At 57.6% G+C, this 12,505-nt stretch carries 13 protein-coding genes; 6 read left to right on the top strand and 7 right to left on the bottom strand.

Annotated elements, in window-relative coordinates; all coding sequences use genetic code 11:
* Positions 1-5 precede the first annotated feature (5 nt).
* Positions 6-974, top strand: a complete 969-nt coding sequence (locus GTU79_RS01030) for a VOC family protein (protein ID WP_214513643.1) — start codon at positions 6-8, stop codon at positions 972-974.
* Positions 975-976: 2 nt separating this feature from the next.
* Positions 977-1,807: an alpha/beta fold hydrolase gene (locus GTU79_RS01025; RefSeq protein WP_203524436.1), complete on the top strand. Its 831-nt coding sequence runs from the start codon at positions 977-979 to the stop codon at positions 1,805-1,807.
* A 57-nt stretch (positions 1,808-1,864) separates the two neighbouring features.
* On the opposite strand, the gene GTU79_RS01020 is transcribed toward GTU79_RS01025, so the two are convergent.
* Positions 1,865-2,503, bottom strand: a complete 639-nt coding sequence (locus GTU79_RS01020; RefSeq protein ID WP_132923900.1) for a GntR family transcriptional regulator — start codon at positions 2,501-2,503, stop codon at positions 1,865-1,867.
* Positions 2,504-2,675: 172 nt separating this feature from the next.
* On the opposite strand from GTU79_RS01020, the gene GTU79_RS01015 reads away from it, so the two are divergent.
* From GTU79_RS01015 to GTU79_RS01005, 3 genes are all read left to right on the top strand, one after another.
* Entirely contained in the window at positions 2,676-3,185 is a 510-nt protein-coding gene (locus tag GTU79_RS01015) for a nuclear transport factor 2 family protein (protein ID WP_203524437.1), read from the top strand.
* Positions 3,182-3,679, top strand: a complete 498-nt coding sequence (locus GTU79_RS01010) for a VOC family protein (RefSeq protein WP_203524438.1) — start codon at positions 3,182-3,184, stop codon at positions 3,677-3,679. Before GTU79_RS01015 ends, GTU79_RS01010 begins: the two co-directional genes overlap by 4 nt.
* Before the next feature lie 106 nt (positions 3,680-3,785).
* Positions 3,786-5,009 (top strand): aromatic ring-hydroxylating oxygenase subunit alpha, encoded by a 1,224-nt coding sequence (locus GTU79_RS01005; RefSeq protein WP_203524439.1) that lies wholly within the window; start codon positions 3,786-3,788, stop codon positions 5,007-5,009.
* A 40-nt stretch (positions 5,010-5,049) separates the two neighbouring features.
* Here GTU79_RS01005 and GTU79_RS01000 read toward each other — a convergent pair whose 3' ends face one another.
* From GTU79_RS01000 to GTU79_RS00990, 3 genes are all read right to left on the bottom strand, one after another.
* Positions 5,050-5,742 (bottom strand): GntR family transcriptional regulator, encoded by a 693-nt coding sequence (locus GTU79_RS01000; RefSeq protein ID WP_203524440.1) that lies wholly within the window; start codon positions 5,740-5,742, stop codon positions 5,050-5,052.
* 152 nt (positions 5,743-5,894) lie between these two features.
* A complete protein-coding gene (locus GTU79_RS00995) occupies positions 5,895-6,323 on the bottom strand; it encodes a RidA family protein (RefSeq protein WP_203524441.1) in 429 nt (142 codons plus the stop codon).
* 125 nt (positions 6,324-6,448) lie between these two features.
* Complete coding sequence (locus GTU79_RS00990) at positions 6,449-6,892, bottom strand: hypothetical protein (RefSeq protein ID WP_203524442.1); 444 nt, start codon at positions 6,890-6,892, stop codon at positions 6,449-6,451.
* A 717-nt stretch (positions 6,893-7,609) separates the two neighbouring features.
* Here GTU79_RS00990 and tkt point away from each other — a divergent pair.
* Positions 7,610-9,586 (top strand): transketolase, encoded by a 1,977-nt coding sequence (gene tkt, locus GTU79_RS00985; protein ID WP_420854219.1) that lies wholly within the window; start codon positions 7,610-7,612, stop codon positions 9,584-9,586.
* Between the two features lie 239 nt (positions 9,587-9,825).
* Here the strand turns inward: tkt and rpoH are convergent, their stop codons facing one another.
* The 3 genes from rpoH to ftsE form a co-directional block, all read right to left on the bottom strand.
* Entirely contained in the window at positions 9,826-10,683 is an 858-nt protein-coding gene (rpoH, locus tag GTU79_RS00980; RefSeq protein ID WP_132923908.1) for an RNA polymerase sigma factor RpoH, read from the bottom strand.
* A gap of 179 nt (positions 10,684-10,862) precedes the next feature.
* On the bottom strand, positions 10,863-11,843 hold the full coding sequence (ftsX, locus tag GTU79_RS00975) for a permease-like cell division protein FtsX (protein WP_132923909.1): 981 nt from the start codon (positions 11,841-11,843) through the stop codon (positions 10,863-10,865).
* A complete protein-coding gene (ftsE, locus tag GTU79_RS00970; RefSeq protein ID WP_132923910.1) occupies positions 11,833-12,501 on the bottom strand; it encodes a cell division ATP-binding protein FtsE in 669 nt (222 codons plus the stop codon). The genes ftsX and ftsE overlap by 11 nt, the downstream gene beginning before the upstream one ends.
* Positions 12,502-12,505 lie beyond the last annotated feature (4 nt).

The raw sequence follows: 12,505 nt of genomic DNA, 5'->3' as shown, positions 1-12,505 counted from the left end.
GAAAAATGTCCGCAAATACTGCACTTTTCCGTCCCGACCGCTTCGCCCATGCGAATATTTTCGTGGCGGATGTGAACGAGTCCGTGGCGTTCTACCGGGATGTCTGCGGCCTGACCGAAGTCTTTCGCGAACCCGGCATCAAGGCGGGATTCCTCAGCAACGGCGCCACCCATCACGACATGGGATTAATGCAGGTTTCCAGCGCCCCGCTGATCGGCCGGGACGGCAGCGTACAGAACACCATGGTTCGCGGCCGACAGCCCGGCCTCAATCATATCGCTTTTCACGTCTGCAGCGAGGCGTCGCTTATCGAGGCCTACCGCAACGCCGAACGTTTTGATATCGCAGTGGAAAAGGCGCTGGATCACGGCATGTCCCGCAGCCTGTATCTCTACGATCCGGACGGCAACGCCGTGGAGTTCTATATCGACAGCGTGCCCGATTGGCGCGGTTTTTATGCCGAAAACCAAAATAACCTGATCAGCGCCCGCTGGGATCCGCTGACAACGCCGCCTTTCCCGGCCTTTGAGCCTTTGCCCCGGCTAGACACCCGGGTGGACGGCGCGGCCCTCCAGTCGATGGAGATCTGCGGCGGGACATTTTTTGTCGCCGATTTGCCGCGCTCACTGGATTTCTATCGGCGCATCGCCGGTCTGGAGCTTATCAGCCAGAGCGGGGAGGCGGCGCTATTGGGTCTGCCCGGGCAACAACATGCCTGCGTGGCCCTGGTGGCGGCGGGAAGGGATGAGCAGGCGGGACTGCACTCCCTGTGGTTTTTAATCGCCCCCCAATCCTTTCTGCTCTCCCAGCCGGCCATGCCGGCGGGGATGGCTCGGCAAACCCGGCAGGAAGGCGCCCGCTGTTTTTCCCGCGACCCGAACAGCATCTATCTCGCGTTTTATACCGGCGCCGCCCTCCTGCCCCGAGAAGCTTCCCGCGCCGACGCATTGGCCTGCCTGCGCGAGGAGGCCTGACCATGCATATCCAATTTTTGACGGCGGGGGGCATCCGCACCCGGGTGATTGAATCGGGTCGCGGAGAACCGCTGCTGTTATTGCATCCGGTGGGGTTTTCCGCCGATGTCTGGCTGCGTAATCTGGCCGACCTGGGGGCACGGCGGCGCGTTTGCGCGCCGGATCTGCTCGGCCATGGCTTTACCGATCTGTATGACGATCGCGGCGATATCGGCCATGCCGCCCTAATGACGCATCTGGAGGCGCTGGTGGACCGGCTGGACTTTGAACAATTCTCCATTGTCGGCAGCTCATTCGGCGCCCAGCTTGCCCTGCTGCTCTGCTTACGTATGCCGGCGCGGATAAAGCGCCTGGTGGTGGTGGGCAGCGGCACCGCGCTGCAAACCGAAGCCGAAACCGTGGCAACCCTGGGCAAGACCCTGGCCAACGGCAGCAGCGCCTTTGATACCGCCACCTGGGACAGTTGCCGGCAGCGCCTGGCGAATCTCTGTTTTGACGGAACGCTGGATTTCGACCCGCTGATTTTGAGCCAATTAACGGCCTATGCCAGGGAAGGCGCCGCCCAGGCTTATAAATCGCTGCTGGCGGCCATGCTGGATGTAAATCGGGCACGGCCCTTCCGGGTCGCCGAACGGCTCAATGAGGTCGCCGCCCCCACCCTGCTGCTGTGGGGACGCCAGGATCCCCGTGCCAGCCATGCCCGCGCCGAAGCCGCGGTGGCATGTTTCCCCAGGGCGCGGCTGCACACCATTGAACGGTGCGGACATTTGCCTTTTTACGAGCATCCCGGCGAATTCAACCGCACCGTAAGCCGGTTTCTCGACGCGCTTTAGCGCCGCGGCATCGGCAGGACGCCGGCCACCGCCGCTCCTAGGTGCGCCTTAGCGGACTCAGCGCTGCAGCATCGGCAGAACGTTGGCCACCGTCGCCTCGAGGTGCGCCTGGGTGACGGCGGCGGCGCGGTCGCCGTCAGCGGCGCGGATAGCGTCCAACAGGGCGGCGAAGGCTTGATCGGTGAAAGGCCGGTTCAGCCCGCTTACCAGTATGCCGACATAGGGTTCGGCGCGCAGCGTCAGACCGCGGATGGTGTCCGCCAGCGTTCGGTTGCCGGAAGCGGAATAAAAGGTATAGCGGAATTCATGATTAAGGCGGATTAACTGCCAGGGCGTGGTGGTGGCGGTCATCTCATGCACGATGCGATCCACGTCCAGCAGCGCTTCCGGCGTCATGTTGCGGGTCGCCAATCGGGCCGCCGCCGGCTCCAGCAGCAGGCGGGTAGCGTAAATTTCCTCAAGCTCCGCCACGGTGGGTTTGTAGACCACGGTGCCTTTGTGGGGATGGTTAATCACCAGACCCTCGGCTTGCAGGATGATAATCGCTTCCCGCAGCGGTGTGCGTGAAACGCCCAGACGGACCGAAAGTTCTTCCTGACGCAAGGTTTCGCCGGCACCGATTTCGCCGCTGATGATCAGTTCCCGGATGCGCTCGGTTGTCCGCCCGGTGGCCGTTTGCCTTTTCGAAGTCTTCATAGGTTGTTTTTCTTATATCGCTGAAAAAAGAAAGTTAAAAGTTTCATGTCCGGCAAGGAAATCTAGCATGTCATACGCATTTTCCAATATCCACTTTTGCCTGTTGACAGTGATAAATCACCGGCGCATATTGTATTTTATATTGTATCCAAAATAATATCCAAAGAACATCATGCCCATTGACAGAAACCTGACCGGTGACGAACAGTCTTTGCTACAGCGCCTGGACGCCCTGGAATCCCAAGATGCCATCCGCCGTTTGAAAGCGGACTATATGCAGGCTTGCGACGATAAGCTCGGGCGGGCGGTGGCCGATTTGTTCTGGCCGGACGGTATCTGGGAAAGCGAGGCGCAGGGTACGGCCAACAAGGTTACCGGCCATGACGCCATTGCCGATATGTTCGAGGCCAGCCCGCGCCGGCTCTCTTTTACCACTCACTATTTAATGAACGAATCTATATACGTCGCCGGCGAACGGGGCCGCGGCAGTTGGAAACTTCTTGAACCCTGCACATTTCAGGACCGGATGGCGCTGTGGATGGGCGGCCGCTATGACGATGTGTTTGAGCGCCGTAACGGCGTCTGGCGTTTCAGGCATCTCAAGCTTTATATCGAGTTCCGCACGCCTTATGGGGCGGGCTGGCTGAAAGAACGCTTCGCCGCGCTGGACGATAAAACATGAAGCCCGGCACTCCGCAGCCGCTCGCCGCGCCGGTGCTGTCATGCGGCAGGGTGGACCACGTCGCCCTCACCGTCCCGGATCTGGACGCGGCGACGGCATTCTTTATCCAGGTCCTGGGGGCGCGCGAATTATATCGCCGCCATTACCGGCCCGGTCCGGACAATGCGGCGTCGATGGCGGAACGCTTCAATACGCACCCCGAGGCCGCCTGCCGCCTGGCCAAGCTGGATTTCCTGGGCACGGCGCTGGAATTATTCGAATACCGGGCGCCGGACCTTAACCGGGCCATGCCGAGGAACTGTGACGCCGGCGGCGCCCATCTTGGCATCACCGTGCACAATCTCCCGCAGGCGCTGGCGGCCCTGCGGCAGGTGCCGGGGGTAAAAATTCTCGGCGAACCTTCGGTCATCGGCCCGGATCATCCCTTGGCGGGCCGCCGCTGGGTTTATTTTCTGACGCCCTGGGGATTGCAGATGGAATTGGTATCGCCCTGATCATAAAGGCCGAACCCTTTGATGTTGATTCGCTGTGGGGTTGCAGCATTTACCAACAACCCATCCCGATGTCACTCATGACAACTCATTCTTGCCGGAGGTAGCTGTGGGCATTAAACAAACTCAATCAGATGTGAATATCGATGAACTGCTCAAAATGATGGAAGCGTCCATTAAAGATTTCACCCAGGCACGTTCGCTGCCCAGTGAATTTTATACCTCAGAGGCTTTTTTCGAATTCGAAAAGCAGGCGGTTTTTTCCAAAAGCTGGCTGGCTTTGGGCCATCAAAACCAGATTCCCAATCCGGGGGATTATTTCACCGTTGAAATCATCGACGAACCGCTGCTGGTGGTACGGCAAAACGACGGCTCCATCAAGGTGTTGTCCGCCATCTGCCAGCATCGCGGCCATCCGCTGATACGTGACTGCGCGGAGGAAAAAACCGGTAACTGCGTCACCTTCAGCTGCCCTTACCATGCCTGGTCCTATCGCCTGGACGGTAAACTGCGCGCGGCGCCGGAAATGGGCATGACCATTCCCATTACCCAGCAGCGTGAAGATACCGCGCTGCCGGAGCTCAAGATGGAGCTGTTCCACGGCTTTATTTTCGCCAACTTCGATATGAACGCCGCGCCGCTGGCGCCGACCTTGGCGAAAGCCGACGAAGAGCTGCGGCACTATAATTTCGCCGACATGCAGGTGATGCCGACCCTGGCGCACCAGAATTATCCCTGGAACTGGAAGATCACGCTGGAAAACGGCCTGGAACCCTATCACACCTCCTATGTGCACAAGGGATTCCATGAAATAGCCCCGGCGGAAAACGCCCGTTTCTCCGAATGGGACGACTGGCAGGAGGGTGAAAATTACTTAACCCACTCCACCTACTTTGAAGGTATGCGCCAGGATGCGGCCTTTAACCCGAGCCAGAAAGCGCAGTTCCCGATTCTAAAGGATCTTACCGACGAAGAGCGGCGCCGAACGATTTTTTCCTCGGTTCCCCCCACGCTGTTCTTCTGTCTGCTGCCGGACCAGGCGTTCACCTTCCGGGTGTTTCCCCGTTCGGTGGGTTCCATCGATCTATTGATTAACTTCTACTATCCGAAGGAAACCACCGAACTGCCCAATTTTGACTGGATGCGCAAAGTACAGATTTCCTCAACGGAAACCTTCGGCGAGCAGGATGAAGAGACCAATATGACCATGCAGAAGGCCTTTAAATCCCGCTTCGCCCCCCGCGGCCGCTATTCCCATCTGGAAAAAATCCTGCCGGAATTCAATCGCTGGCTGTATGAAACCTATAGCCGTCATCTTAAGAAGGCGAGCTGAATCAGGAAGGGGGACGATGAGTCCCTTTCTTCGGGGACGTCTATTGCCAGCGCGGCAGCCCGCGCAACAGTCGATCGCGGGTGTGTTCGGAATGTTCCCGGGTCAGCCGGATCAGCCGGTCCTTATCGCCGGAGATAAACGCCAGGGTCAGTTCGGCATGTTCCCTTTGGGCCTGGTTAAGATCCCCCGTCAACCGGACCTCGGCGCGTATATAGGCCTCCAGCGCACCTCGCGACTGGGCCAGCGCTTTCATATGGTGCGGACAGCGGGCCGGCAGCAGCATGGCGTCATGAAAGCGCAGGTTCAAATCGAACCAGCGGGTTCTGTCAGCGGCTTCCGCCTGCTCCACCAGCAGCGCCATATCGTCGAGAATGGATTGGACCCGCTGCTCATCGGCTTTGGTCTTCAGCACGACGGAGCGGGCCACCAGGTCCGTTTCCAATAAAATACGCAAATCAAACACATTGCATATTTCTGTGGGATCCAGTTTCACCACCGCATAACCGCGCCGGGGATACAGCACCACGATGCCCTCGGACTCCAAACGGGGCAGCGCCTCCCGCAGCGGATTGCGGCTGACGCCCAACTGGGCGGCCACTTCTTCCTGGCGCAGCATGGCGCCGGGGGCATAGACGCCGTTGAGAATCGCATCACGCAGTTTTCGGTAGACTATTTCCGGCAACGACATCGGCTCCGGCATTGCGGACCCGCCGGCGAGCATCACTGAGGGCATGTTGTTATTCCGTCATCAATTCATTTGTCATAGGCCGCCCCAGCCCGGAGCTATCGCACCGCGGCATCCGGAATATCGCTGCTTATCGGCCCCGCCAACTGCAACAGTGTACTATTTCATGCCTTTCCTGTCCGCCGGGAATTATTTCAATCTCACCGTAAATCTTCAGCGCTTTTGCAGGCAATAGCCTCCACTTCCAGCAAAAAGTCCTCTTTCACCAGCCGGTTCACCACCAGCAAGGTATTGGGGGGAAACAGATCGCCGGAAAAAAAATGGGGAAAGTGCTCGGCGCGCAGCCGCATAAACAATTCAATATGCTGTGAGTGCACCATAAAGGTGGTGAATTTGACGATATCCCGCCAGCCCAGACCCAAGCCCTTCAGCACCGCCTCAAGATTGGCGAACACCTGGATAAACTGAGCGGCGAAGTCTCCCTTCCCGGCAACGCCGCCATCCTCCGCCACGGAGAGCTGACCGGCCAGATAATACATCGTGCCGGTGCTCACCCGCGTCGCGTGGGAATAGAGTCCTTGCGCCGGGCAGGCGCCTTCGGGATTGAGATAGACCGGGGCGGTGTTCATTGAAATCCTCTTTTAATCACATTGATAGGCAATTATTTTATACAATATCTCATTTTTGTATAATGTATGCAATATGATTTCCGCCGGACTTCACCTGCCCCCTTTCGCCATGGCTAACCGGTGATTCATTTTTTCACCAGCCACGCACCACTGGGATTTGCCGGCGCGGGATTCGCCCCCTCCCATTGTTTGACGTTGTGGCGGGTTAACGGCAATGCGGGACTTCGTCTGCCACGGGCGGAGTCAGGAGCCTGCGCCCGTTGAGGGGGAGAATGCTCAACCGGACGGGAGGCGGCGCGGGATACCCTGGCGGTATTAAACGGAGCGGCGACGCGGGACGGGCGTTGACTAAGGCAGGGACAGTGCAATAACGGCGCGGCCTGCCCGGCGCCCCTGAGCCTTTCACGTATACCCGGTATGCCATTCATAGCGGGAATATGCTCCGGTACAGCCCTGGCGGCATATTCTCCGGGTAAAGCATAACCGACATTGATTAACGGCATCATCACTCGCTGTAGCGGGACGTAGTAACTGCCCATGACCGGGTAGTAATATAACGGCATATTCATTGTATTATATTGACCCGGCCGCGGGTAAACAGGTAATACATACGGCTGATAATAAGAATGTAAATAGCCCTATAGTCCATTATTACGCTCCTTGAGACAGCGTTGTTATTGATAGATACCGTTCACGCTTACAATGAAAAATTAAAATATTAACAATAATCATTTTATGAAAATTAATATATTTTTCCTTCACTGCTATATATTCCTTCGGTAACAGGCAAAATAACAATTAATATTATTGCGGTAAAGGCGTATGGGAAGCCGCATCTTTATTTTATTGATAACCAAAAGACTACCGATGCTGGCTCCGTTCGTCTCAAAAGGGAAGTCGCCGTCCCGAAAGCCGCCAGGTGATGACCGAAGAGCGGCGTGAACCGACGTCTTACGCTATTATGTAGAACAGAGAACCATCAGATGCCGTGGTATCAATACCTTTCCCACTAAGCTGTTGATCGTCGAAGTAACTTGCGGGCAGCACATGGGGCCAATGCCGAGCAAAACGATAGACGGTCCGCTCGGCCTAATCTCCGCTGGATGGGATGCCGTCGCTCCACCGGTCAGGATGCCGTTGTCTTACGCCTTGCGCTTACCCATTTACTCGATGATGAACGCTAAACGTCAATGACATAAGAGGGTATAACGATGACAGAACAACCTTCCGGAACACCAACAGCGCCGAAAAGCGTACCGGCGCCTCGTGACCGGCACCTTCGCGATATGGCGGACTGTATCCGGTTCCTTTCCATGGATGCTGTACAAAAGGCGAAAAGCGGCCATCCCGGCGCGCCCATGGGTATGGCCGACATCGCCACCGTCCTGTTCAAAGAATTCATGCAGTTCGATGCCGCGGACCCGCACTGGCTGGACCGCGACCGCTTCGTGCTCTCCAACGGCCACGGATCGATGCTGCTCTACAGCCTGTTGTATTTGACGGGTTATGCGGACATGCCGGTGGAGGAATTGGAGCGTTTCCGCCAGGTAGGGAGCAAGACGCCGGGCCATCCTGAATACCGGCACGCGGATGGGATTGAGCTGACCACCGGACCGCTGGGCCAGGGCATTGCGGAATCGGTCGGCATGGCGCTGGGTGAACGCATCATGAATGCAACCTTCGGCGATGACCTGGTTAACCACTACACTTACGTTTTTCTCGGTGACGGCTGTTTGATGGAGGGGATCAGCCAGGAGGCTATCTCCCTGGCGGGCCACCTCAAGCTAGGCCGCCTTATTGCGTTTTGGGATAACAATTCCATCTCCATTGACGGCGCCACCAGCCTGTCGGTCTCTGACAATGAGATTGAACGTTTCCGCGCGTCGGGCTGGTACGTATTGGAAATCGACGGCCATGACACCGACGCCATCCGCAACGCCATCACCACGGCTCGTGGGATAGAAGATCAACCCACCTTGATTGCCTGCAAGACCATCATCGGTTTTGGCTTCCCTACCAAGGCCGGGACCCAGAAAGCCCATAGCGATGCTCCCGGCGAGGAAGAAATCGCCGGCGCCCGTAAAATCCTCGGCTGGGATTCACCGCCGTTCGTGATCCCGGAGGAGTTGTTAAAAGAGTGGCGCGCCATCGGCGAAAAAGGCCGGACCGCCCGGATGGCCTGGGCGGAACGCGTGAAAAATACGCCTGAGGATCTGCGCAGGGAGTTCGAACGCCGCACCCGCGGTGAGCTGCCGGTAAACTGGAAAGCCGCCATCGCCGCCGCGCGCGAAGAATTCATCAAAAGCGGAGCCGACATGGCCACCCGCCAAGCCAGCGGCGCCGTGCTTAATCATCTGTTCGATGCGATACCGGAAATGCTGGGAGGGTCGGCGGATCTGACGCCGTCAAACAATACCAAAGCGAAAAATCAGGTGGAGATCACCCCCGGTCACTATGATGGCTCGTATATCCATTACGGCGTGCGCGAGCACGGCATGGCCGCGGCCATGAACGGTTTGGCGCTGCATGGCGGTTTAATCCCCTACGGCGGCACGTTTCTTTGCTTCTCCGACTATTGCCGACCGGCCATCCGGCTGGCGGCGATGATGCGTATACGCACAATTTTTGTCATGACCCATGATTCCATCGGGCTGGGGGAAGACGGACCGACGCATCAGCCCGTTGAGCATCTGGCGGCGCTTAGGGCGATTCCCCATCTGGGCGTATACCGGCCGGGGGATCCGGTGGAGACCGCCGAATGCTGGGAACTGATCCTGGAGCAGCCGCGCCGCGCCGCCCTTATCGCGCTGTCCCGGCAGCCCATGCCGCTGTTGCGAAAAGAAGCCGGGACCGAAAATAAATCGGCCCGGGGCGCCTACGTTCTGCTGGAGGCCCAGGGCGGACCCCGTCAGCTGACCCTGATAGCAACGGGCTCGGAACTGCATCTTGCCGTTGAGGCGCGGGAAATAATGCAAAAAGAAGGCGTGCCCACCGCCGTGGTCTCCATGCCGTGCCGGCTGCTTTTTGAAGAGCAGGATCGCCAATACCAAAAATCGGTATTAGGGGATACGGCGGCCAGAGTCGCCATCGAGGCGGCGGTTGAACTGGGCTGGGAAAGGTACATCGGCTTTGAAGGCAAATTCGTCGGCATGCACGACTTCGGCGAATCGGGCAAGATTCAAGACGTGTACGCCAAGTTCGATATCACGACCGATGCCATCGTGCGCACCGCCCGCGAAGTGATAGCCAGCGTCAAGGGCTAACCACCGAAAGCAAAAAGGCCGCCCTCAGCAATGAGGGTGCCTGAGCTTATTGACAAACTGCCCGGTCGGGACAGGCTGCCAGATCGTAAACTCGCCGTGAATACATCCATGTAGGCTCGATCCGCGCCATCCCTGGCGCGGACGGTTTACTCTTCTGGCAGCCTGTCCCGCCTTATTGACTCCGAGTACGCTTGTCAGCAGTCTAGGGCCGCCCTCAGCAATGAGGCAGGCCTTTCAAATTACGACTCTATCGCCATCCGCATTTTTTTCATGGCGTTTTTTTCCAGCTGGCGCACGCGTTCCGCAGAAACGCCGTATTTATCCGCCAGTTCCTGCAGCGTGGTCTTGTTGTCGTCATCCAGCCATCTGGCGCGGATAATATGCTGGCTGCGCTCATCCAGGCCTTCCAGCGCCAGGCCGAGCTTGTCCGCCGCATGATCATCCCAGTTGTCTTCTTCAATGCCGTCGGCGAAATCGGAAGACTTATCCTGCAAATAGAGCATCGGGGCCATGGATTGCCCCTCGCGGACATCTTCATCCGGGGTCGGATCAAAGGTCATGTCCTGAGCCGCCATGCGCGATTCCATTTCACGCACGTCTTTACTGGTGACGCCGAGTTCTTGCGCCACCATCTCGACTTCGGCCTGATTGAACCAGCCCAGGCGCTGTTTGGTTTTGCGCAAATTGAAGAACAGCTTGCGCTGGGCCTTGGTAGTGGCCACCTTCACGATGCGCCAGTTGCGCAGAACGTATTCGTGAATTTCAGCTTTAATCCAGTGCACGGCGAAAGAAACCAGCCGGACCCCTACTTCAGGATTGAAGCGGCGCACCGCTTTCATAAGGCCGATATTGCCTTCCTGGATTAAATCCGCCTGCGGCAGACCATAACCGGAATAATTACGCGCGATATGGACGACAAAGCGCAGGTGAGACAGGATAAGCCGCTTGGCCGCCTCCAAATCGCCCTGATAATGCAGTTGTTCAGCCAAAGACCTCTCTTCCTCCGCCGTAAGCATAGGATAGGCATTGGCTGCCCGGATGTAGGCTTCCAGACTGCCTTGGGGAACCAGGGCTAAAGCTTGCATATCTTTAATCATTCAAGTCCTCTCGCTAAATTCTCATATGCTGTCACATCAAGCGGCCGTTGTTTTACGGGCAACTTTTGTATCAACAGCCGATATTAAGACCCACTCGCAGCATATTAGTTCAGGTTAAAACGTAACGTAGATCAGCTTGTGCGGTTGTAATATCGTTATCCGAGTATAACAAAAAAACATCATTGGGGTGTAAAACGACGTAAATGTTGCACCGTCGCCAGCCAGGCCGCCAGCCAGCCAATCATGGTGGAAATCAGTAATAGCAGCAGAATCTCCGACCAGTCAAGCCCGTGCAGGGCAAAGGTGGTGCCGAACACCGAGGCCACCTTCTCCACCACGGATTGCAGCCGCCATACCAGGGCTTCCGACAGGATCAGCGAAACAATGGCGCCGCCCAGCCCCAGCAAAGCCCCGCCGTTGAGAAACGGCCGCAGGATAAACCCATCGGTGGCCCCCAGCAGCTTCATCACGTTGATGGTGTCACGGCGGCTGAAGATGCTCAGACGGATGCTGTTGCCGATAACCAGGAATACCGCAACGATCATCAACACGCCGATGGTGGCCGCGACCTGTCCCACCAAATCGGTCAGGGCCGCCAGTCGGGCGAACCAGCTGTCGTCCATTCGCACCTCATCCACCCCAGGCACCGCCGCGACCCGATCCCGCAGCGTTTTAAGGGTGTCGGCGCTTTGGAAATCCAGCTTCGGCGTGATGATGGCCACCGCCGGCAGCGGATTCTGCTCCAGCATATCCAGCGCGCCGCCAAAGCCCGACCAGTTACGGAATTCCCCCATCGCCTCTTCTTTGGAAAGGTAATTCACCTTATCCACGCCGGCTTCCTGCTTCAGGCGATTCATGACCTTGAGGGCCGCATCATCATCCAGGGTTTTATCCAGATAGACGGTGAGCTGCGGGCTTGGATACCACTGCGCCGCCGCCTGGCTGACGTTTTTCCATACCAGATAGCATATGCTGGGCAACGTCAACGATATGGCAATAACGGTAACGGTTAGGAGAGTTGCTAACGGCTGGCGCCGCATATCTCCGAAGGCATTGCTCCAGGCATAAGCCCACTGTTCGCGCCAGCCGCCCCGCAAAGCCTTGCTCTTGGCCGCTTTGGCGCCGCTCGCGGTCTGCGGCCGGTTAAGTTTATTCGCCATCAACGCCCCCGCCCATTCTTCCCTGATTCAGCGACATGATACGATACCGCCGCCGAGCGATCAGCGCCAGGTCGTGGGTGGCCATCAGTACCGTCACGCCTACCCGGTTGAATTCTTCGAACAGCCGCAAAATATCCTCCGACAGTGCGTCGTCAAGATTGCCGGTGGGCTCATCCGCCAGCAGAACCGCGGGCTTGTTCACCACGGCGCGGGCAATGCCCACCCGCTGCTGTTCGCCGCCGGACAATTGGATGGGATAGTTACGCGCTTTATCCAGCAAGCCGACCTTGTCCAGCGCCGCCGACACCCGGCGCCTGATATCCTCGGTGCTCGCTCCCGAGATAATCAACGGCATCGCCACGTTGTCGTAAATGGTTCTGTCCAGCAGCAAATGATGATCCTGGAAGATCATGCCGATCTGGCGACGCAAGAAGGGCACTTCGCCATTTCTCAAGCGGCTGATATCGTGACCGTCAAAAAAGATATGACCCGCGCTAGGCCGTTCAATACCGCAAATCAGTTTGAGCAAGGTACTCTTACCCGCTCCCGAATGGCCCGTCAAAAAGGCCATCTCGGCCGGACGAAGGTGGAAATTGACACTTTGCAGTGCCTGCCGTCCGCCGAGATAAGCTTTGCTGACGTGTTCAAAGCGAATCATCCTA

The organism is Sodalis ligni (assembly GCF_016865525.2).
Classification (GTDB): domain Bacteria; phylum Pseudomonadota; class Gammaproteobacteria; order Enterobacterales; family Enterobacteriaceae; genus Acerihabitans; species Acerihabitans ligni.
This window is presented reverse-complemented; position numbering and strand designations above follow the sequence as displayed.